The 18,837-nt window shown below is 72.4% G+C and carries 22 protein-coding genes; 7 read left to right on the top strand and 15 right to left on the bottom strand.

Annotated features, from left to right (window positions below):
• Position 1: 1 nt before the first annotated feature.
• The 4 genes from I4Q55_RS18235 to I4Q55_RS18220 form a co-directional block, all read right to left on the bottom strand.
• The gene (locus tag I4Q55_RS18235) at positions 2-331 is read right to left on the bottom strand and encodes a hypothetical protein (RefSeq protein WP_206789184.1); all 330 of its coding nucleotides are present in this window, start codon (positions 329-331) and stop codon (positions 2-4) included.
• A 71-nt stretch (positions 332-402) separates the two neighbouring features.
• Positions 403-942, bottom strand: a complete 540-nt coding sequence (locus tag I4Q55_RS18230) for a papain-like cysteine protease family protein (RefSeq protein WP_206789183.1) — start codon at positions 940-942, stop codon at positions 403-405.
• A 142-nt stretch (positions 943-1,084) separates the two neighbouring features.
• A complete protein-coding gene (locus I4Q55_RS18225) occupies positions 1,085-1,690 on the bottom strand; it encodes a DUF3159 domain-containing protein (protein ID WP_206789181.1) in 606 nt (201 codons plus the stop codon).
• Complete coding sequence (locus I4Q55_RS18220) at positions 1,687-2,805, bottom strand: NAD(P)/FAD-dependent oxidoreductase (RefSeq protein ID WP_242546193.1); 1,119 nt, start codon at positions 2,803-2,805, stop codon at positions 1,687-1,689. Before I4Q55_RS18220 ends, I4Q55_RS18225 begins: the two co-directional genes overlap by 4 nt.
• Before the next feature lie 90 nt (positions 2,806-2,895).
• Here I4Q55_RS18220 and I4Q55_RS18215 point away from each other — a divergent pair, with 90 nt between their 5' ends.
• A complete protein-coding gene (locus tag I4Q55_RS18215; protein WP_206789178.1) occupies positions 2,896-3,498 on the top strand; it encodes a TetR/AcrR family transcriptional regulator in 603 nt (200 codons plus the stop codon).
• A 159-nt stretch (positions 3,499-3,657) separates the two neighbouring features.
• Here I4Q55_RS18215 and I4Q55_RS18210 read toward each other — a convergent pair whose 3' ends face one another.
• Complete coding sequence (locus I4Q55_RS18210; protein ID WP_206789176.1) at positions 3,658-4,614, bottom strand: YafY family protein; 957 nt, start codon at positions 4,612-4,614, stop codon at positions 3,658-3,660.
• Between the two features lie 92 nt (positions 4,615-4,706).
• Here I4Q55_RS18210 and I4Q55_RS18205 point away from each other — a divergent pair, with 92 nt between their 5' ends.
• Positions 4,707-5,774, top strand: a complete 1,068-nt coding sequence (locus I4Q55_RS18205) for a winged helix DNA-binding domain-containing protein (protein WP_206789175.1) — start codon at positions 4,707-4,709, stop codon at positions 5,772-5,774.
• 53 nt (positions 5,775-5,827) lie between these two features.
• Here I4Q55_RS18205 and I4Q55_RS18200 read toward each other — a convergent pair whose 3' ends face one another.
• A complete protein-coding gene (locus I4Q55_RS18200; RefSeq protein ID WP_206789174.1) occupies positions 5,828-7,282 on the bottom strand; it encodes a non-reducing end alpha-L-arabinofuranosidase family hydrolase in 1,455 nt (484 codons plus the stop codon).
• A 235-nt stretch (positions 7,283-7,517) separates the two neighbouring features.
• Between I4Q55_RS18200 and I4Q55_RS18195 the strand changes: the two genes are divergently transcribed.
• Positions 7,518-8,342, top strand: coding sequence for a phosphatase PAP2 family protein (locus I4Q55_RS18195; protein ID WP_206789173.1), 825 nt, complete (start codon positions 7,518-7,520; stop codon positions 8,340-8,342).
• On the opposite strand, the gene I4Q55_RS18190 is transcribed toward I4Q55_RS18195, so the two are convergent.
• The 6 genes from I4Q55_RS18190 to I4Q55_RS18165 all read right to left on the bottom strand — a co-directional run bounded on the left by I4Q55_RS18190 (position 8,284) and on the right by I4Q55_RS18165 (position 13,392).
• Positions 8,284-9,252, bottom strand: coding sequence for an RNA polymerase subunit sigma-70 (locus I4Q55_RS18190; RefSeq protein WP_206789172.1), 969 nt, complete (start codon positions 9,250-9,252; stop codon positions 8,284-8,286). The two genes, I4Q55_RS18195 and I4Q55_RS18190, sit on opposite strands and share 59 nt — an antisense overlap.
• 64 nt (positions 9,253-9,316) lie before the next feature.
• Entirely contained in the window at positions 9,317-10,858 is a 1,542-nt protein-coding gene (locus tag I4Q55_RS18185; protein ID WP_206789171.1) for a hypothetical protein, read from the bottom strand.
• A gap of 58 nt (positions 10,859-10,916) precedes the next feature.
• Positions 10,917-12,140: an RNA polymerase sigma factor gene (locus I4Q55_RS18180; RefSeq protein WP_206789170.1), complete on the bottom strand. Its 1,224-nt coding sequence runs from the start codon at positions 12,138-12,140 to the stop codon at positions 10,917-10,919.
• Positions 12,137-12,460: a YciI family protein gene (locus I4Q55_RS18175; protein ID WP_206789169.1), complete on the bottom strand. Its 324-nt coding sequence runs from the start codon at positions 12,458-12,460 to the stop codon at positions 12,137-12,139. The genes I4Q55_RS18180 and I4Q55_RS18175 overlap by 4 nt, the downstream gene beginning before the upstream one ends.
• Positions 12,461-12,469: 9 nt before the next feature.
• Positions 12,470-12,694: a translation initiation factor IF-1 gene (infA, locus tag I4Q55_RS18170; RefSeq protein ID WP_206789168.1), complete on the bottom strand. Its 225-nt coding sequence runs from the start codon at positions 12,692-12,694 to the stop codon at positions 12,470-12,472.
• Positions 12,694-13,392 (bottom strand): N-acetyltransferase, encoded by a 699-nt coding sequence (locus I4Q55_RS18165; protein WP_206789166.1) that lies wholly within the window; start codon positions 13,390-13,392, stop codon positions 12,694-12,696. Before I4Q55_RS18165 ends, infA begins: the two co-directional genes overlap by 1 nt.
• Before the next feature lie 242 nt (positions 13,393-13,634).
• On the opposite strand from I4Q55_RS18165, the gene I4Q55_RS18160 reads away from it, so the two are divergent.
• The 3 genes from I4Q55_RS18160 (at position 13,635) to I4Q55_RS18150 (ending at position 15,646) form a co-directional block, all read left to right on the top strand.
• Positions 13,635-14,261, top strand: a complete 627-nt coding sequence (locus tag I4Q55_RS18160) for a glyoxalase (protein WP_206789164.1) — start codon at positions 13,635-13,637, stop codon at positions 14,259-14,261.
• Between the two features lie 244 nt (positions 14,262-14,505).
• On the top strand, positions 14,506-14,769 hold the full coding sequence (locus I4Q55_RS49230) for a hypothetical protein (RefSeq protein WP_242546192.1): 264 nt from the start codon (positions 14,506-14,508) through the stop codon (positions 14,767-14,769).
• Between the two features lie 82 nt (positions 14,770-14,851).
• Positions 14,852-15,646 carry a PIG-L family deacetylase gene (locus tag I4Q55_RS18150; protein ID WP_206789162.1) on the top strand — a complete coding sequence of 265 codons (795 nt, stop codon included), beginning with the start codon at positions 14,852-14,854 and terminating at the stop codon, positions 15,644-15,646.
• A gap of 389 nt (positions 15,647-16,035) precedes the next feature.
• On the opposite strand, the gene I4Q55_RS18145 is transcribed toward I4Q55_RS18150, so the two are convergent.
• A complete protein-coding gene (locus tag I4Q55_RS18145; protein WP_206789161.1) occupies positions 16,036-16,434 on the bottom strand; it encodes a RidA family protein in 399 nt (132 codons plus the stop codon).
• A gap of 47 nt (positions 16,435-16,481) precedes the next feature.
• Here I4Q55_RS18145 and mtnA point away from each other — a divergent pair, with 47 nt between their 5' ends.
• Positions 16,482-17,465, top strand: a complete 984-nt coding sequence (mtnA, locus tag I4Q55_RS18140; protein WP_206789160.1) for an S-methyl-5-thioribose-1-phosphate isomerase — start codon at positions 16,482-16,484, stop codon at positions 17,463-17,465.
• On the opposite strand, the gene I4Q55_RS18135 is transcribed toward mtnA, so the two are convergent.
• Both I4Q55_RS18135 and I4Q55_RS18130 read right to left on the bottom strand, forming a co-directional pair.
• On the bottom strand, positions 17,422-17,646 hold the full coding sequence (locus I4Q55_RS18135) for a ferredoxin (RefSeq protein ID WP_206789159.1): 225 nt from the start codon (positions 17,644-17,646) through the stop codon (positions 17,422-17,424). The two genes, mtnA and I4Q55_RS18135, sit on opposite strands and share 44 nt — an antisense overlap.
• Positions 17,640-18,830, bottom strand: coding sequence for a cytochrome P450 (locus I4Q55_RS18130; protein ID WP_206789158.1), 1,191 nt, complete (start codon positions 18,828-18,830; stop codon positions 17,640-17,642). Before I4Q55_RS18130 ends, I4Q55_RS18135 begins: the two co-directional genes overlap by 7 nt.
• Between the last annotated feature and the right edge of the window lie 7 nt (positions 18,831-18,837).

Genomic DNA, 18,837 nt, shown 5'->3' with positions numbered 1-18,837 from the left:
TTCAGTCGCCGTCGAGATGCAGTTCGTACGTCTCGTGCGCCGCGCACTCCCGCGCGAGGCCGAGGACACGCCGCAGGAGGTCTTTCACTTCGCGGTCGCCGGCCTCGGCGAGCTCGGCCTCCACCTCGGAAATGAACTGGGGCATGTCGGCGCGGGTCAGGATCAGCGACTTCCACGGGTGCACCCGGCTGAGCGTCGGACGCCGGCTCGACGTGCACAGGCCGGCGAACCGGTCGCCCGGATCCAGTAGCACCTCCACCGGGCGCACCTGGCGCCCCTTCGGGCTGGTGCCCCGCTGCCGCACAGCCATCAGCAACACGTCGACGCCCACGTCTGTCCTCGGTTCCGGTGGAGGGAAAGCCGCCACGAGGTTACCGGCGCCCCCGCACCACCGCATCGGACTTACCCGGGGAGGTACAGGAGGGAGTGCGACACAGTGAGCAGGCGCTTGTTGAAGTTCACCACCTCCCAGGGCAGGTTCGGGCCGAACTTCGGATCGTGGAGCAGCACCTGCCCGGCCTCGTTCACCCCCTTGGCGACGACCACGTGCTTGGTGGCGGCCCCGTCGTGCTGGACCGCGCACCACAACGGGCCGTGCTCCCGCAGCGCCTGCTCGAGCGAGGCGCTGGTCCAGCCACCCTCCGGCGTGACCAGTTCCCGCATCCCGTTCGCCTCGGCCAGCTCGGTGGTTTCGTCGTCCGCCAACCCCCGTGGCGGTTCCCTGCTCAGCGCCTTGCGCGTCGCCGAGACACCGGCCTCCCCGCGCTTGGCCTCGATCGCGGCCCGTTTCGCCGCCTGCGCCCTGCCTTCCGCCAGCGCCTTGGCGTGCCCGACGACCGCGGTCCCGACACCGCGCCGGTATTCGAAGATCATCCGCAGCGCGGTGTACCAGCAAAGGTGCTGCTCCGGCTGCTCGATGTAGCCGACAGGTAGGTCGATCAAGGCGTCTCCCCAGGACAGCGACGGCGCCCGGCGCGCCGGCACCCATCACGTCGGCCGGCGGATTTCCGTTGTTACAAAGGGAAAATCGTGCTCCGGTCGAGTGCCCGCCGAACGGCGGCGGCGGTGCGGCCTTCCGCGGAGATCAGTTTTCCCGGAGGATTCGCCAGCACAGGTAAAGGCAGCAGCCCGCCGCGGGTGCGCCGCCCAGGAGTGTCGCCGCTATCCCGAGTGCCATGGTCTGGCCGGCCAGGTACAGCGGCAGCTGCACCGCCGTGGCGATCGCGCACTTCACCACGAAGATCGCCGTGCACAGCTGGTACCGCCTGCGCAGTGCCGGCTCGCGGCGCCAGCCGAACCGGTCGCGCCGCAGTGCGCCCAGTGCCAGCCCGACCACCGGCCACCGCAGCAGTATCGACAGCAGGAACACCGTGCCCTGGACCGACTGGATGACCACCGCCGGAAAGTAGAAGTCGATCGCCTGCCCGGTCACGCCGGCCAGCAGGGCCGACCCCACGACGATGGCGAGCGCGATCGCCGCCGGCAGGTAACGCCGCTCCGCGCACACCCGCACGACCGCGAGGACCGCCACTCCGCCGATGGCGATCAGTGCCGCCGTCCACACCCGGCCGGTCAGCAGGTAGGCGATCAGGAACACCGCGCGGGACGCCACGGCTTCGGCGACCGTGCGCCAGCCACCGACCGCGTTGAACAGCGACAGCGACTTCCCGGTCAGCACGTCGAAGCTCATGCGCTCGCCGCCGCGGGTGTGAAGCTGTCGCGGCGCATGGTTTCCTCGTACGCTCCGATCGCGTCGAGCAGCGCGTGCCGGCCGCGGTGGGCGCCGGCCAGTGCGGCGCGGAGGCGGTCCGCGTCCCGCATCGCCAAGTTGGCGCCGAACCCCGGAGCCGGGTGGATGGCGTCGCCGATGAGCGTCACCGGACTTGCGGGCCAGGCCGGCACCGCCGGGATCATCCCGATCCGCAGGGCGACCGTGACCTCCGGCCACGCCTCGGCGACGACCTCCCGCAACGCCGGGTGCAGGTCCGCGGCCAGCTCCCGCGCCCGGTGCCACACCGCACCCGGCGGACCGAGCCGCTCGCGAGCGACGGGCAACGCCCACATCACGTAGTCCTCGACGTCCGGGACGCGCAGTGCGGGCAGCCATTTCTCCCGCGCGATCTTCGGCTGCTCGGCGAACCGCAGCACGCCCAGCACCATCGTCGTGCCGCGCACCCGCACGACGGCCGGGCTGTCGCCGGCCAGCTCCGGCAGCCCGGTGCCGGCCACGGCCCGCACCGGCGTCGCACCCATGATCATGCGTCTTCCGGTGTCGGCCACCCGCACGTCCGGCAGGAACCGGGCGCGCACCGCCGATCCGATCCCGTCGGCGCCCACCAGGACGTCCGCGGTGTCCGTGGCGCCATCGGCGAACCACACCCGGACCCGGCCGTCGGCGCGGCGCTCGAACCGCGTGAACTCCGCCCCGAACCGCACCGCGTCCCCCAGCCCCGTCAGCAACACGGCCCGGAGCAGGGGGCGGTGGACCTGCCGGCCCGGCCGCGCCCGGCCCGCCACGCCGTCGGCGGGCCGGGTGCCCGCGACGGCGAGCTCGCCGTCCACTTCGGACAGCAGCAGGGTCCGCGTGCGCGGCCCGCCCGTGGTGGCCGCGACCATGGCGGCGTGCGCCGGGGGCAGGCACGCCCGCAGCGCCGCCGCGCCCCGGCCGTCGATGTGCAGGCTCACCCCCTGCGGACGGCCCCGTGCGCCATCGCGCTCGTACACCGCGACGTCGATCCCCGCCCGACGCAGCCCGTGCGCCAGCGTCAACCCGCCGAGACCAGCGCCGATCACGACCACCCGCATCGCGCCACCCCTTTCTTCACCAACCGATGAAGAACACGCTACCGCAAACTCCACCAGGCGGTGAAGAACGAGTGCTAGGCTGCGGCCGTCATGACGGAAAACGGCACCCACGGCCGCCCCGGACGCTGGCGGTCCGGCGCGGAGAGCAGGCAGCGGATCCTCGAGACCGCTCGCGAACTGTTCGGCAGGCACGGCTACGGCGCCACGTCCGTGCGCGCGATCGCCACCGCGGCGGGGGTCGACCCGGCGATGGTGTTCTACTTCTTCAAGACCAAGCAGGGCCTGTTCAGCGCCGTCATCGACATCGCCGGCAGCGTCCCGCCCGCCATCGAGTCGATCTTCGCCGAGGGCCTCGACGGCATCGGCGAACGCATCGTCCGGACGCTGGTGGCGAACCTCGACAAGTCCGATCGCGCACCCCTGGTGATGCTGACCAGGTCGGCGCCGACCGACCCGCAGTCCGAAGCACTGCTGCGCGAGTTCATCGACCGGGAGATCACCGACCGGCTCGCGGCGCTGCTCGACACCCCGGACGCGGCACTGCGGGCGGCCATGGTCAACGCCCAGATCCTCGGCCTCACGGTGGCGCGCTACATCATGCGGCTCGAACCGCTCGCCTCCGCGCCGCCCGGCGAACTGGCCGGCCGGTTCGGGCCCCTCCTGCAGTACTGCCTCACCGGGCCGCCGTCGTGAACGAGTTCGCGCCCGCCCCGGTCGGGCAACCCGCCTGGTACCGGTGGACCGTGGTCGGAATCGTTTCTCACGCGTGCCGCCGATCTCGTCGAAACCGGGCACGCCCGTGTCGAGGAAAGCACCCTCGTGCTCCTCGATCTTCACTGAACTCCGGCGCGCTCACGGCATCGCCCCGCCCGCCCGGACGAAGCGGGCGCCCCACTCGCGGACGTGCGCGGTGAACTCCGGGGGCCCCAGCACCTCGAACTCCGCGCCCACGTTGCCCAGCGCCTGCGCCGGCCAGTCCCAGCTCGCCGCCGTCATCGTGACGTGGCAGCGGTCCTCCCCCGCGGGTTCGACCGTGCCCCACTGGCCGATCACCTGACGCACCCGGGCCTCGGGCGCGTGGACGATCACCCGGACCGTGTGCGCGGCGGGCGCGCCGGTGCTGGTCCGCACGAACGCCGCCGCGTCCGCCGCGGGGAGCGGGCGTGGCCGGAACCGGGCGCCCGTCGGGCGCGGCTCGGTCAGGCGGTCCAGGCGGAAGCTGCGCCAGCCGTGCCGGGTCAGGTCGTACGCCACCAGGTACCAGCGGCCGCCCTGTGGCACCAGCCGGTGGGGCTCGACCTCGCGCTCCGCCGGCGCCGCACCCCTTGCCGCGTAACCGAACCGGAGCCGCTCCTCGTCGCGGCACGCCTGGGCGACCACGGTGAGCACGCCGGCCGCGACGATCGGGCCGGTCGCCGTCGGCGAAACCGTCATCGCGCGCACCGCGTCCACCCGGGCACGCAGCCGCGGCGGCAGGACCCGCACCACCTTGGTCAACGCCCGGACGGCCGCGTCCTCGATCCCGGCGACCCCGCTCTGCGCGGCGTCACCCATGCCGACCGCGAGCGCGACCGCCTCTTCGTCGTCCAGCACCAACGGAGGCAGCACCGCGCCCGGCGCCAGCTGGTAGCCGCCGTCGGTGCCGCGGGTGGCCAGGACCGGGTAGCCCAGCTCGCGCAGCCGGTCGACGTCACGGCGCAGCGTGCGCTCGGACACCTCGAGCCGTCCGGCCAGTTCGGGGCCCGGCCAGTGCCGATGGGTCTGCAGGAGCGACAGCAGACGCAGGGCGCGGGAGCTGGTGTTCGCCATTTCGCCATCCTGACAGACCTTGCGGACAAAAAGTGACCGGAAGCTTCCCTAGTGTTCTCGTCGCAGGCCGAAACCGACCGGAGGGAGCCGACGTGACCGCACTGTCGCTTCGTGCGCTGAACCGCGCCCTGCTGCAGCGGCAGTTCCTGCTGGAGCGCACCGGCGGTACTCCGGCGGCGGTGCTCGGGCGGCTGGTCGCCATGCAGGCCCAGGAGCCGAACTGGCCGTTCGTCGGGCTGTGGAGCCGAATCCGGGACTTCGAGCACGCCGGGCTCACGACCTTGCTGGCGGCCGGGCAGGTCGTGCGCTCGGGTCTGCTGCGCAGTACCCAGCACCTCGCGGTGGCCGGCGACTTCCGCCGATTCCGGCCGCTGCTGCAACCGGTGCTCGACCGCACCGCGAGCGCCGCTTACTTCCGGCGCGGCAACGCCGGCCTGGACACCGGCGAGCTGGTGGCGGCCGGGCTGCGGATCCTCGGCGAGCACGCGGTGCCGCGCAAGGAGCTGGCCCGCCGGCTGGCGGCGGAGCACCCCGGCCGCGACGGCCGGCTCCTGGCCGGCGAGGTGGAGCTGCGGACCGCGTTGGTCCACGACCCGGCCACCGCCGGCTGGGGCGCCTGGGGCACCCGGTCGTCCGTTGCGGTGACCGCCGCCGACGTCGGCGAGCCGGCGAGCGCCGCGGAGCTGATCCGCCGGTACCTCGCGGCGTTCGGGCCGGCGAGCGTCAAGGACGTGCAGGCGTGGAGCGGGCTGACCCGGCTGGGCGAGATCGTCGAGACCATGCGCGGCGAGCTGCGGCGCTACCGGGCCCCGCAGGGCGGGGAGCTGTTCGACCTGGCCGACGCCCGGTTGCCCGACCCCGATACCCCGGCCCCCGTACGGCTGCTGCCGGGGTTCGACAACGCCCTGCTGGGCCACGCCGACCGCGCCCGGATCATCTCCGCCGAGGACCGGAAGCGGATCATGCCCGGCCGCGCACTGGTGCGGCCGGCGTTCCTGCTCGACGGCCGGGTGCACGGCAGCTGGTCGCTGTCCGGCGGGGAGCTGCGGTTGACGCCGTTCCGGCCGCTGCCGGCCGCCGAGCGCACCGCGCTCGAGGACGAGGCGCGGCGCCTGCTGCCGTTCGTGGGCGGGGAAAGCGTGTCCTTCGAAAGCCGGTGACACGGGAAAGCGCCTGCCCCCGCGCGAACGGGGGCAGGCGCTTCCGGGAGAGGCTATCGCTGCAGCGTCAACAGGCCCGGCCGCCACGGGAGCCGGTTGTACTCGCCGCCGGCCGCGGGGTCCTTGCCCTGGTAGAGCAACTGGAGGTTGCACGGGTCGATGGTCTTGGTCTGGTCCGGGTTGGTGCGGACCAGGTCACCGTGGCTGATGTCGTTGGTCCAGGTGGCACCGCTGTTGGCCTTGCCGGCGAAGGGCCGGCTCTCGGTGGCGGCCTGCGGCGTCCACGAACCGTTCAGGCTGCTGGACGTGAACGACCGGAAGTACCGTCCGTTCGCCCCCATCGCCTCGACGATCATCAGGTACTGGTTCTGGCCCTGGACCTTGTAGACCTCGACCGCTTCGAACAGGTTGGCCTTCGTGTCGCTCATGATCGTCGTGTAGGACGACCCGAAGCTGCTCGGGAAGTTCCCGATCGGCATGCTGGCCCGGTAGATCTTGCCGTTGTCACCGGCGAAGAACAGGTACATGTTCGAGCCGTCGGCGATCAGGGTCTGGTCGATCGGGCCGGTGTCGGAACCGGAGATGCTGCCGGTGAACAGCGGCTGCGGCGCGGACCACCCGTTGGGGTTGGTCGGGTCGCTCGAGGTGCGGTAGATGAACGGCCACTGGCCCCACTGGTACGCCAGCACCCAGATGTTCTTCGGCGCGAAGTAGAACAGCGTGGGCGCGACGGTGCCGGAGTTCATCCCGTTCTGGCCGGCCGAAGCCATGTCGGACCAGTTCGTGAAGGGGCTGAAGGCCATCGAGCCGTACTGCGCCGACGAGTTGACCGTCGACCCGTAGACCAGGTGCTTGCCGTTGTAGACGACGTTGGTGAAGTCCTTGAGCGAAAGCCACCCGTTCTTCGGCTGCGCCAGCACACCCGACGACGACCAGCGGTAGGTCGACGGGAGGGTGCAGCCGCTGCCGGTCGGGGTCGTGGTCGTCGGCGGCGGGCCCGACAGGCCCGTCCACTTCTGGTTGGTGCCGCCGTGGCACGTCCAGATCTGCACCGCGGTGCCGCTCGCCGTCGCCGCGCCGGCCACGTCCAGGCAGAGCCCGGACTGCACGCCGACCACCGAGCCGTCGGCGTTCACCCGCCACTGCTGGTTGGCCCCGCCGTGACAGGTCCAGATCTGCAACCGGGTGCCGGCGGTCGTCGCGCTGCCCGGGACGTCGAGGCACTTGTTGCCGTACACCGTCAACAGGCCCGCGGACGTCGACGTCCACTGCTGGCTCGCCCCGCCCGAGCAGTCGGAGATCTGCACGGCGGCACCGTCGGCCTGGCTCCCGTTCGGGACGTCCAGGCACCGGCTCGAAGCGACACCGCGCAGTGCGCCGGTGACGTCGGCCAGCGCTGGGTCGGCGCCCAGCGTCACGCCCACCGCCGCCGCCACCGCGACCGTCGCCGCGGCGGTGAACGCCGCGATCAAGGAACGACGTCTACGGCTGATACGTCCTCTGTTCATGACGACCTTCTCCCAGTCAGCTTCGGATCCACGTTGAGCGAGCCGGCTGTTATCGCTAACACGCGCCGAGCCAGCCTGGTCTTCCCGGTGAAGAATTGTCAATGCGCACCCCAGGGCGCTCGCGGACGCCAGACACAGTGCCACGTCAGGACACTGTCGTATGTCCATAGAGGACAGTACGGACGTGAAAGTTACATCCGGCCCACGTGGCACAGTGGTCGGCTAGGGTGACCGCGTGCATCCGCCGGCCGAGACTCCCCGACGATGGGCGAACGTACTCCTGCGGGGCACCGGCGGACGACCCGGCGCGCTCGTCGAGCTGATCTTCCTCGTGCTGTGGTTCCTGCTCTTCGCGCGGCTCGCCGCCGCCGTGGGCACGGACCTCGCGGCCGCCAACGCCCACGCGCTGGCGCTCCGGTCCGCCGAACACGCCGTGCACCTCGACATCGAGCTGAGCGTCAACGGCTGGCTGGCCGCGCATCCGGTGCTCGCGCAGGCGGCGGTGTACGTGTATCGGCTGTACTACCTCGTGATCGCCGGCGTGCTGCTCTGGGTGTTCGTCCGGCACGCCGAGGTCTACCGGCGGGTCCGCCGGACGATGGTCGCGATGATGGTCCTCGTCCTGCCGGTCTACTGGGCGGTTCCGCTGGCGCCGCCGCGGTCCGCGCTGCCGGGTGCCGTCGACATCGTCGCGGTCCACGACATCTTCGCCCAGGAGAGCTGGACGAAACCCACGCACTACACGGCCATGCCCAGCATGCACGTGGGCTGGTCGCTGTGGTGCGCGTACGCCGTCTGGTCCGCGCTGCGCGGCGCGCACCCACGCCTGGCGCTGCTGTCGTGGCTGTTCCCGCTCCTCATGGCGGCCGACGTGCTCGCCACGGCGAACCACTACGTCCTCGACATCGCGGGCAGTGTCGCGCTGCTGGCCGTGTCCGTCGCCGCCGCGTCGCTGTGGGGCCGCCTCCCCCGCCGCTGGGGAGGCGGCGCTCCGGCCGGGACTACGCCCCCAGTCGCTCCGGCAGCCCCAGCGGCGGGAACCGATCGGCGTCGAACGTGATGATCTCGGTGATCGCCCCGCCGGTGACGCGCAGGACGTCGATCGTCAGCGGCAGGTACGCGCCGTCCTCCTGCCGGAGGTAGAACGCGAGGGCAGGCTGCCGGTTCACGGCGGTGGGAACGGCACGCAGGCCCTTCAGCTCCGGGAAACCGCCGTCGACCCAGTCCTTCACCACCGCGTCGCGGCCGACGAACAAGCCCGGCGTCGACGGCATCGAGCTGCGGACGTCCTCCCGCAGCAGCGCGGCGATCCCGTCGATGTCGACGGCCACGCTGGCCTCGGTGTAGCGGCGCACCACCTCGCGCGTCCCGGCGTCCTCCTCGCCGCCGGTCCAGTCCTGCCGCTCGGCGGGCAGGTGCTCCCGCATGCCGGCGCGGGCCCGCTGCAGCGCGCTGTTCACGGAGTTGACGGAGTCCCCGAGCAGCTCCGCGACGTCCTTCGCCGGCCAGCCGAGCACGTCACGCAGGATCAGCACGGCCCGCGGCCGCGGCGCGAGGTGCTGGACGGCGACCAGGTACGCCAGTTCGATCGTCTCCCGCGCGACGGCGACGGCCTCCGGCTCGTCCGCGCCGCCCGCGGGCAGCTCGTCGAGCAGCCGGTCCGGGTAGGGCTGCAGCCACGGCACCTCGCCGCCGGTCGCGGGCTCCGGACGGCACTTGGCCAGCAGGTCCAGGCAGGCGTTGGTGGCGATCCGGGACAGCCAGGCCCGGAACGTCGACCGCCCCGCGAAGGTCTCGCGCCGCCGCCAGGCACGCAGGAACGTCTCCTGCACGGTGTCTTCGGCGTCCTCGAACGACCCGAGCATCCGGTAGCAGTGCACGTGCAGCTCCCGCCGGTGCCGCTCGGCCAGCCCGGAAAACACCGGCTCGTCGGCTTCGCGCAGGTCAGCCGGCCGTGAGTCCGCACTCATCACGTCATTCTCCCGCTTCGTCGTGTTCCGTCGCAGGTATGACGGCCGCGGGCGCGGAAACTCATCACCGGGGCGGCACCGGCACGGGCGGCCACGGCGGTTCCACCGGCAGCTCCGGGTCGCGCGCGCCCGCCCACCAGCCGGCCGCGACGACCACCGGCAGGCAGGCCGCGGCGAGGATCAGGCCGAGGCCGGCCGTCGCGGCGTACTCCCGCGGGTAGCCCAGCGTCCAGGTCAGCGCGGGCCCGGTGTACGCCAGCCCGGCCACGACGGCGGCCGCGACCACCACCAGCATGCGTGACCGGACCAGCGGCCGCCGTGGCGCCAGGACGACCACGGTACCGACGCCGAACAGGCACAGGGCGGTCACCAGCCAGAGGCCCGTCGTCTCCCCGGCGTCCGAGCCGAACACCGCCACCATGCCGGTGACCGAGAGGGCCACGACGAGGTACGCGGCGAGGGGAACCGCGGCGACGAGCCCACGGCCGTGGCGGGCGCGCACCCGGCCGGCCGCCACCGTCGTCCCGGCCAGCAGCGCGAGCAGGGCGAGCAGCCCGGCCATGCTGACGTCGCGCCCGATCGCCCGGCCGAACGCGGTGAACGGCACCGGCCGGAGGGCCAGCCCGGTTTCGGCGACCACGACCGGCGTGCGGCGCCAGGTCCCGTCGGGACCGCGGACCGCCAGCCCCTCCACGCCGTTGGCCACGATCACCTGGTGTCCACCCGCGACGGCACGGACGGAGAGCTCCGTACTGGCCAGTTTGGACACCCGGGTCACCGAACCGGGGAACGGGTGCTGCCGCTGGACGAACTCCCACCGGACGGCGGGCACCTCCCACGCGGTGTGCCAGGTCCGGCCGCCGTCGGTCGTCTCGTCGACGCCGAGCAGGCGACCCCCGCGCGTGTCTCCGGAGTCGACGACGTCGGCGCCGTGCACCCGGTAGCAGTGCGCGGCGGCCTCCGGTGCGCAGGCCTCGACCCGCTTCCGGGGCCGCGGCTCGGGAGCCGGAGGCGCCGGCGACAGGTAGCGCCAGCCGTCGACGCCCGAGACGGAGCCGTACAACGCTCCGTCCGCCTCGATCACCACTTGCGTGCCTTCGCTCTCCACGGAGTCGACCGACGGCAGCGTCGTGGCAGGCGCCGACGTCGCGGTGATCGCCAGCACGGTGAACGGCAGCGCGACGACCACCCGCAGCCGGAACGGCAGGGGCGGGGCCGCCGTCACCCGGCGCCAGGCCCACCAGGAAACGCCCAGCGCGGGCAGCGCGATCAGGTCGGTCGGATCGGCCAGGATCACCGACGGCCCGTTGACGACCGACCACGCCGCCGAAGCGACGCCGGCGCCGGCCGCGGTCAGCTTGACGACCGCGAACCCCGCTCCCGTCGCGAGCACCGCGGCCGCGGCGGCGACCCGGGCGGTGCGGAAGAGGCCGAGCAGCAGCCCGAGCACCGGTGGTGCCGCCACCAGCCCGGCCACGTCGCTGAGTTTGCCGGTGACGAAACCCGGCCACGCCTGCTTGAGCACGTGGTCGTTGAGCAGCAGCACCACGGTGGCGCCGACCGTCAGCGGATGCGCCGTCCAGCGCAGGAAGACCCCGGTTCGCATCTGGTACAGCCTGGGGCGCGGTGATCACGGCGGTGACACGGCTGAGCCCCGATCCGGGTCACCCCAGCTGGTCCCGGCGCCGGGTCAGGTGCGCTATCTCGGCGGTGTTGCCCGCCAGCTCGATGGCCTTGCCGTAGGCCGCGCGTGCTTGCTCGCCGCGGCCCAGCCGGCGTAGCAGGTCGGCGCGGGTCACGTGGTAGGCGTGGTAGCCGGCCAGCTCGTCCTCGAGCCGGTCGACGGCCGCGAGCGCCACCTCCGGGCCGTCGAGCTCGGCGACCGCGACGGCCCGGTTGAGCGCGACGATCGGCGAGGGGTCGAGGCGGAGGAGCTGGTCGTAGAGGGCGAGGATCTGCGCCCAGTCGGTGTCGCGGGCATCGCGGGCGGACGTGTGCACGGCGTTGATCGCCGCGAGGACCTGGTAGCGGCCCGGCGCCACCCCGGTGGCGAGGCGCTCGCGCACCAGCCGGTGTCCCTCGGCGATCAGCTCCGCGTCCCACGCCCCGCGGTCCTGCTCGTCGAGCGCGACGAGCTCGCCCGCCGAAACCCGCGCCGGGCGGCGGGCCTCGATGAGGAGCATCAGCGCCAGCAGGCCGGTCACCTCGCCGTCGTCCGGCAGGAGGGCGTGGACCAGGCGGGTGAGCCGGATCGCCTCGGCGGTGAGGTCGTGGCGCACCGGATCGGTGCCGGGGCCGGTCGCCAGGTAGCCCTCGTTGAAGACGAGGTACAGCACGACGAGCACGGCCGGGACGCGCACGGGGAGGTCCTCGGCGGACGGCACCCGGTAGGGGACGCGGGCCGCCTTGATCTTGGCCTTCGCCCGGGTGATCCGCTGCTCCAGCGCGGTCTCCCGGACCAGGAAGGCACGCGCGATCTCGGGCACGGTCAGGCCGCCGAGCAGGCGCAGGGTCAGCGCCACGCGGGCGGGCACGGCCAACGCCGGGTGACAGCAGGTGAAGACCAGCCGCAGCCGGTCGTCGTCGACGGCGCCGGGCGGCTCGGGCGGGTCGGCGTCGTGGCCCGCGAGAGCCGCCTTCTGCTTGTCGTCACGCTTGTTTTCGCGCCGGACGCGGTCGATGGCCTTGCGGGTGGCGGTGGTGGTGAGCCAGGCGCCGGGATGTGGCGGGACGCCGTCGGCGGGCCACCGTTCGACGGCGGTCGCGAACGCCTCGGCGGCCGCCTCTTCGGCGATGTCGAGGTCACCGAAGCGCCGGGTGAGGGTGGCGACCACCCGCGCCCACTCGGTGTGGTGGGCGCGGGTGACCGCCTCGTCGACGTCGCTCACCGGAACGGTCGTACCTCGATCTTCCGGTCGCAGACCTTCGACGCCTCCGCGGCGAGCCTGAGGGCCACGTCCAGGTCGGGCGCCTCCCACACCCAGACACCGGCGAGGTACTCCTTCGTCTCGACGTACGGCCCGTCGGTGAACACGGCCTCCGCGCCCCGGTTGTCGACGACCGTGGCCGCGCCGGTGTCCGCGAGCCCGCCCGCGAAGACCCAGTAGCCCTCGGCGATCAGCCGTTCGTTGAAGGCACTGATGGCGGGCTGCCGGTCCGTGCGGCCGGGGTTGCTCTTGTCATCGATCACGGAAACCAGGTACTGCATCCGGAAATCCTACGTCCGGTAACGGAACAGGATCCGGCCGCGGTTCAGGTCGTACGGGCTCAGCTCCACCAGGACCCGGTCGAACGGCAGGATCTTGATGAAGTTCTTCCGGATCTTGCCGCTGATGTGGGCGAGGACCTTGTGCCCGTTCTCCAGCTCCACCCGGAACGTCGCGTTGCGCAGGCACTCGACGACCGTGCCCTCCACTTCGATGCCGCCCGCGTTGCCCGCCATCAGCGCAACACCAGCTCGACGTTGCCACCGGCGCGGCGGGCTCCGGCGCCCTCGAACAACGCGACCGCCGCCGGATTCGCTTCGTTCACCTCGGCCGTGGCCGTCGGGATTCCCTTGTGGTGCAAGACGTCCAGGACGTGGGTGAGCAGCGCGCGGCCGATCCCGGCGCGCTGCCGATCCGCGCGGACCGCGATCAGGCCGATCCGCGGCTGCCGCGGCACCGCCGCCAGGCGGAGCAGGCCCACGTAACCGTCCTCGGTCGCGGCCACGGTGTACTTGCCGATGTCCGGGACGTCCGGGCGGGGCAGGATCTCCGCCGGCATCTCCTGCCAGCCCACCGCCGCCTCGACTTCGGCGCGGATCACGTCTTCGGCCGAGCTCAGCAGCCGCTCGTCGGACGGCGGGCCGATCGTCACCCCCGCGGGAACGGCAACCACGCCCGGTGCCGTGGGAACCACGTACTCCCGTTCACGGCGCCGGATCGTGAACCCGGCCGATTCCCAGCGGGACCGGAGTTCCGCGTCGGCTTCGTCGACCACTGTGTACAGCGGTCTCGGCAGGACAGGCAGCATGTCCGCCGCGAGCAGCGCGAAGTCCGCGTCGTCCCACGTGTCGATGCTGAGGAAGAGGCGTCCATCCGGTCGCCGGGACACTTCTCCGCGGCCGGCCACGTCCGGCCGCTCGTGCAGATGATTCATGGTGTCGCCTTTCGGGAGAGGGCTCCCGGCGACACCTACGTCAGCCGCCCGCCCGTGACGACGAGGGGAGCACCCACTGGACTACAACGTTCACGGGTCTCACCTCCTCGGGCCGGGTCACGGTCAAGGGGCAAGCTATCAGGCCGTCGCACGTCCCGCCCACCGCTTTTCCGCCGGCGGCCGCGCGGACCGGTCAGGAATCGAGAAGCGCCGGTCAGCGGCCCGGACCTAGCGTTACCGGCATGACGAACATCGAAACCATCACCCTCGAAGTTGCCGACACCGCCGCCGCCGAGCGCTTCTACGCCGATGCCTTCGGGCTCACCACCCAGCTGCGGTTCCGGGTCTCCGACGCGCCGAGCGACGGCTTCCGCGGGTACACCCTCTCCCTCACCGTGCCGCAGCCCGCCGACGTCGACTCCCTGATCGAGACCGCGCTCGCGGCCGGCGCCACGACGATCAAGCCGGCCACGAAGTCGATGTGGGGCTACGGCGGCACGGTCCGGGCGCCGGACGGGTCCATCTGGAAGCTCGCGACCTCCGCCAAGAAGAACACCGGCCCGGCCACCCGCGAGATCGACGCCATCGTGCTGCTGCTGGGCGCCGCCGACGTGGCCGCGAGCAAGAAGTTCTACGCCGAGCGCGGCCTGACCGTCGGCAAGAGCTTCGGCCGGATGTACGTCGAGTTCGAGGCCGGGGACAGCCCGGTCAAGCTGGCCCTCTACCGGCGCAAGGCGCTCGCGAAGGACGCCGGCGTCACTCCCGATGGCAGCGGCTCGCACCGGATCGCGGTCGGCGGCGCGGCCGAGGCGTTCACCGACCCGGACGGGTTCACCTGGGAGACCACCGCCGCCGCGAGCCGTTCCTGACCGCCGCTCAACTGCTCAGCCGCGGCGTCTGGGCGACGGCCTGGGCACTCGCCCGTGTTCGTGGTGACGACCGTGGCGACCCTGCTCGCCCTGCTGTCGGTGCCGGGCCTGCCGCGCCACTCCGTGACGGCGAAGGAGGACGGCGGGCACGGCGTGCTGACCGGCCTGCGCAACCCGGTGCTGACCCGGCCCGCGACGATCTTCGCGGTGTCGGCCGCGGCGGTTCACCACCAGCCCGGCCGCGGTGATCGGCGGCGCGCTCGTGTTCGGCGCCGGGTTCGGCGCGCTGCAGAACGCGACGCTGACACTGATGTACGCCCGGGTCCCGGCCGGCGGCGAGAGCGCGGTGAGCGCGATCTGGAACGCGGCCTACGACCTCGGCATGGCAGCCGGCGCGCTGGGCGCGGGCCTGCTGATCAGCTCGGCGGGGTACTCGATGACCTTCGCGCTCACCGCCGTGGTGGTCCTCCCGGCACTGCTGCCGGCCCGGCGCGATCGGCGGCCCTGACGACCGCGGCCGTCCGGCACCCGGCGCCGATCGCGCATCCTGGCGGACGGTTTTGTCGGGGGTTGCCGGTACCGTCGCGGACATGGCAACCCTGGTCACCTTCCACGCCCACCCGGACGACGAGTGCCTCCGCACCGCGGGCGTCATGCGCAAAGCCGTCGAAGAGGGGCACCGGGTCGTGCTCGTCGTCGCCACCAAGGGCGAGGTCGGCGAGGTACCCGACGGATTCCTCGCCGAGGGCGAGAAACTCGAGGACAGGCGCGTCCAGGAGTCGTACGCGGCCGCGGCGATCCTCGGCGTCGAACGCGTCGAGTTCCTCGGCTACCGCGACTCGGGCATGATGGGCGAGCCGACGAACGACGACCCGTCGTGCTTCTGGCGCGCCGACGTCGAAAAGGCGGCGGAGCAGCTCGCGGCGATCCTGCGCGAGGAGTCGGCCGACGTGCTCACGGTGTACGACGACAACGGCGACTACGGCCACCCGGACCACATCCAGGTCCACCGCGTCGGCGTCCGCGCGGCGGAGCTGGCCGGCACCGCCCGCGTGTACCAGGCGACGTTCAACCGCGAGTTCATGCAGCGCGGCTTCGAGGCGGCGGTGGCAGACGGCCTGATCCCCCCGGAGGCGGCCCCGGAACCGCCGGAGAACGTCGAATTCGGCAAGCCGGAGGCGGAGATCACCGCGGCGGTGGACGTGTCGAAGTACGCATCGGTCAAGCGCGCGGCGATGCGCGCCCACCCGAGCCAGATCAGCGAGGACATGTTCATGCTGGCCATGCCGGACGACGCGTTCACGTTCGCCTTCGGCACGGAGTGGTTCATCCGGGCGGGCCAGGGACCAGGAATCACGGAGACAGACCTGATGGCCGGCCTCTGACCCGGGGGCCGGGGGCCGGGGGCCGGGGGCCGGGGGCCGGGGGCCGGGGGCCGGGGGCGAGAGTAACCGGTTGGGCAGGCCAGGAGCTGTCAGCCGGCTCGATCGGTTGGCTGGTCTCCCGTGTCGTCCCGCCAATCACGCGAGATGCCCCTTCAATCACGCGAGATCGCTCTCCAATCACGCGAGATACCCCTTCAATCACGCGAGATCCGCCTCCAATCACGCGAATCCCGGCCCCCATCACGCGAACCGACCCTCCAGGTACGCGAGTTCGCCGTTCCGGTACACCGAATCCGCGTGACTGAACCCGTAACTCGCGTGACTGAAGCCGGAACTCGCGTGATCGGGCCCGGAAACCACCCGCCCCCACGGCACCGCAGGCGAAACCCTTACTCCAGTGCGGCCGTGACGTCCAGCTCCACCAGCTGGCCCGGGAACCCCAGCTGGGCCACCCCCAGCAACGTGCTCGCCGAGCTGAACGCCGCCGCGATCGGCGACGCGTTCAACCGCGCCCACACCGATGACAACACCTCTCTGTCCTCGGTCACCACGTAGATCACCGTGCGGACGACGTCCGCCGGGGTTGCTCCCGCGTGCTCCAGTGCCCTTGCCGTGTTCGCCGCTACCTGGTCCGTCTGGGCCAGGACGCCGCCCGCCGCCAGGGAACCGTCCGGCAGCAGGGGGCACTGGCCCGCCAAATACACCGTCCGGGGTGCCGATGTCACCGTCACGTGGTGGTAGCCCGGCGGGACGTGCATGCCGGGCGGGTTCTGCCGTTTAATGGTCACGACCCCATCTTCACCGGCCGGGCAAGCGAAAACCCCTGGGAGGGCTTGTGCGCAGGACCATCGACTGGGGTGACGGCTCCGTCGTCATCATCGATCAGACCGCGCTGCCCGGCGAATTCCGGCTGCTCGAACTCGACACCGTCGCCGGGCTAGTCGACGCCGTCCAACGGCTCGCCGTCCGGGGTGCGCCCGCGCTCGGGGCCGCCGGGGCGCTCGGTGTTGCCCTGTCCGCCCACCAGGACCGCGATGTCCGGCGAGACGCCGAACTCCTCGCCACCGCCCGGCCGACCGCCGTCAACCTCGCCTGGGGTGTCGAACGCGCGCTCGGGAAACTGGCTCAGGGCAAGGACGCCGTGCTCGCCGAAGCGCTCGCCGTGCTCGACGAAGACGAGCACCTCAACAAGACCGCCTCGAAGCACGCTGCCGAGGTCGTGCTCGCCGAATGTCCCCGGCGCCCCCTGCGGCTGCTCAGCCACTGCAACGCCGGGCGGCTCGCGACCGTCGGCTGGGGCAGTGCCCTCGGCGTCGTCTGGCACCTGCACGAACAGGGGCTCGTCGAAGAAGTCCTCGTCGACGAGACGCGCCCGCTGCTCCAGGGCGCCCGGCTGACCGCGTGGGAACTCGCCCAGGCGCAGGTGCCCTACCGCGTCCAGCCCGACGGCGCCGCCGCGGCCGCCATGGCGCGGGGGATGGTCGACTGCGTGCTCGTCGGTGCCGACCGGATCGCCGCGAACGGCGACGTCGCCAACAAGATCGGCACCTACGGCCTCGCCATCGCCGCGAAGCACCACGAGATCCCGTTCGTCGTGGTCGCTCCTTCGTCCACTGTGGACAGCAAGCTCGCGGACGGCGCGGGCATCACCATCGAGGAACGCGACGCCGGCGAACTCACCGAACACACCCCGGAGGGCGCGCGGGCCTTCAACCCCGCCTTCGACGTCACGCCGTTCGACCTGATCACGGCCGTGGTCACCGAAGAGGGGATCTTCAGGGGCGAGGGCCGATCTCGCGACCGCCGTCGGTCACCGTGATCGCCATCGCCGGGCAGGAGTCCGCCGCGTCGAGCACGGTCTCGTCGGCCTCGACCGACGACGTCAGCGTGTGCGCCACCGCGCCGTCGAGCGCGAACACCTCCGGCACCAGCGCGGCGCACATGCCCGAGCCGATGCAGGTGTGCTCGTCGATCTCCACGTCCCAGCTCATGGTCACCATCCGATCGGCATCGACCGCGGTCCGCGGACGATCATCTGCGTCTTCCACACGATATCGCCGGCCAGGTGCAGGCCCGGCAGCTCGGTGACCAACGCGCGCAGCGCCTCCTGCAGCTCCAGCCGGGCCAGCGGCGCGCCGAGGCAGTGGTGGACGCCGTGGCCGAACCCCAGGTGGTGGGTGTCGCCGCGGTCGAACCGCAGCTTGTCGGCGTCGGCGAACTGCAGCCCGTCGCGGTTGGCCGCGCCGACCGCCACCAGCACCGGCTCGCCCGCCCGCACCAGCACGTCGCCGACCTGCACGTCTTCGGTGGCGTACCGCGGGAACGCCGCGCCGGCGCCCAGCGGCACGAACCGCATCAGCTCCTCGACCGCGGCCGGCACCAGGCCCGGGTCGGCGCACAGCCGCTCCCAGTGCTCGTGCTGGTCCAGCAGCGCGTAGACGAAGTTCGGGATCTGGCTCGCGGTCGTCTCGTGGCCGGCGACGAGGATGCCGACGCACAGGTCGACCAGCTCCAGCTCGGTCAGCCGGTCCCGGACGTCGCGGGCCTCGATGAGCGCCGTCATCAGGTCGTCGCGCGGCTGCGCACGGTGTTCGGCGATCAGGCCGCGCATGTAGTCCCGCAGCTCTTCGCGGTTGCGCTCGAACTCCGCCATCGTCAGCCCGCTGGTCGACAGCGCCGCGTCGCTCCACACGCGGAACTTCGGCCGGTCGGCGACCGGGACGCCGAGCAGCTCGCAGATCACCGCGACCGGGATCGGCAACGCGTACGCGTCGACGAGGTCGGCGGGCGGGCCGGCCGCCTTCAGGTCCGCGATCAGGCCCGTGGCCAGCGCGGCGACGCGCGGCCGCAGCTGCTCGACGCGGCGCACGGTGAACGCCTTCGCGACCAGCGTGCGCAGCCGCGTGTGGTCGGGCGGGTCCATCTGCAGGATGCCGCCGTCCTGCACCACGGGCACGCTGCGGGGCGCGTCCTTCTCCTTCTCCATGGCCCGCGAGAACCGGCGGTCGCCGAGCACCAGCCGGGCGTCGGCGTAGCGGGCGGCCAGCCAGGCCGGCTCCCCGTAGGGCAGCTTCACCCGGATCATGCCCTCGGCTTCGCGGGCGGCGGCGTAGGCCTCGTTGAGGTCCAGCCCGGCTTCTTCGTTGAAGGGGTAGGAGAGCGGCTCGGCGTGCGTGGCGGTCATGCGGAAG

This window comes from Amycolatopsis sp. MtRt-6 (assembly GCF_017308975.1).
Lineage (GTDB): Bacteria > Actinomycetota > Actinomycetes > Mycobacteriales > Pseudonocardiaceae > Amycolatopsis.
Note: the sequence above shows the minus strand (reverse complement) of the source record. Positions and strands in the feature narration are given on the sequence as shown.

Coding starts and splice junctions, on each gene's coding strand:
- I4Q55_RS18225 (WP_206789181.1), bottom strand. CDS start 1,690: ATGAGCTTCGACGTGCTGACCGGGAAGTCGCTGTCGCTGTTCAACGCG.
- I4Q55_RS18220 (WP_242546193.1), bottom strand. CDS start 2,805: ATGCGGGTGGTCGTGATCGGCGCTGGTCTCGGCGGGTTGACGCTGGCG.
- I4Q55_RS18215 (WP_206789178.1), top strand. CDS start 2,896: ATGACGGAAAACGGCACCCACGGCCGCCCCGGACGCTGGCGGTCCGGC.
- I4Q55_RS18210 (WP_206789176.1), bottom strand. CDS start 4,614: ATGGCGAACACCAGCTCCCGCGCCCTGCGTCTGCTGTCGCTCCTGCAG.
- I4Q55_RS18200 (WP_206789174.1), bottom strand. CDS start 7,282: ATGAACAGAGGACGTATCAGCCGTAGACGTCGTTCCTTGATCGCGGCG.
- I4Q55_RS18190 (WP_206789172.1), bottom strand. CDS start 9,252: ATGAGTGCGGACTCACGGCCGGCTGACCTGCGCGAAGCCGACGAGCCG.
- I4Q55_RS18185 (WP_206789171.1), bottom strand. CDS start 10,858: ATGCGAACCGGGGTCTTCCTGCGCTGGACGGCGCATCCGCTGACGGTC.
- I4Q55_RS18175 (WP_206789169.1), bottom strand. CDS start 12,460: ATGCAGTACCTGGTTTCCGTGATCGATGACAAGAGCAACCCCGGCCGC.
- infA (WP_206789168.1), bottom strand. CDS start 12,694: ATGGCGGGCAACGCGGGCGGCATCGAAGTGGAGGGCACGGTCGTCGAG.
- I4Q55_RS18165 (WP_206789166.1), bottom strand. CDS start 13,392: ATGAATCATCTGCACGAGCGGCCGGACGTGGCCGGCCGCGGAGAAGTG.
- I4Q55_RS18160 (WP_206789164.1), top strand. CDS start 13,635: ATGACGAACATCGAAACCATCACCCTCGAAGTTGCCGACACCGCCGCC.
- I4Q55_RS18150 (WP_206789162.1), top strand. CDS start 14,852: ATGGCAACCCTGGTCACCTTCCACGCCCACCCGGACGACGAGTGCCTC.
- I4Q55_RS18135 (WP_206789159.1), bottom strand. CDS start 17,646: ATGGTGACCATGAGCTGGGACGTGGAGATCGACGAGCACACCTGCATC.
- I4Q55_RS18130 (WP_206789158.1), bottom strand. CDS start 18,830: ATGACCGCCACGCACGCCGAGCCGCTCTCCTACCCCTTCAACGAAGAA.